Source organism: Streptomyces varsoviensis, from assembly GCF_000718635.1.
Classification (GTDB): Bacteria; Actinomycetota; Actinomycetes; order Streptomycetales; family Streptomycetaceae; genus Streptomyces; species Streptomyces varsoviensis.
Genome location: NZ_JOBF01000083.1, coordinates 1 through 295 on the forward strand (window position 1 = coordinate 1; position 295 = coordinate 295).

Annotated in this window: 1 protein-coding gene; it reads right to left on the reverse strand. The window is 69.5% G+C overall.

Annotated features, from left to right (window positions below; all coding sequences use genetic code 11):
• Positions 1 to 295: aminotransferase class V-fold PLP-dependent enzyme (locus IF55_RS35690; protein WP_030893497.1), on the reverse strand; the 295-nt coding region annotated here is incomplete at both ends.

Below are 295 nucleotides of genomic sequence, written 5' to 3' on the forward strand. Positions count from 1 at the left end.
CTCCCCGCCGCCCAGGAAGGGGGGCAGGTCCTCCAGGAGTTCCTGCCGGCCCCACAGCACCCCGATCCCCGTCGGCCCGCACATCTTGTGCCCGGTAAACGCCACGAAGTCGGCCTGGAGGGCCTGGACGTCCAGCGGCATGTGCGGGGCGGCCTGGGAGGCGTCGATGACCACCAGCGCCCCCACCTCCTGGGCGCGGCGGATGATCGCCTCCACCGGATTGACGGTCCCCAGCAGATTGGACACCAGCGTGAACGAGACGACCTTCGTCCGCTCCGTGATCACCTCATCCAGA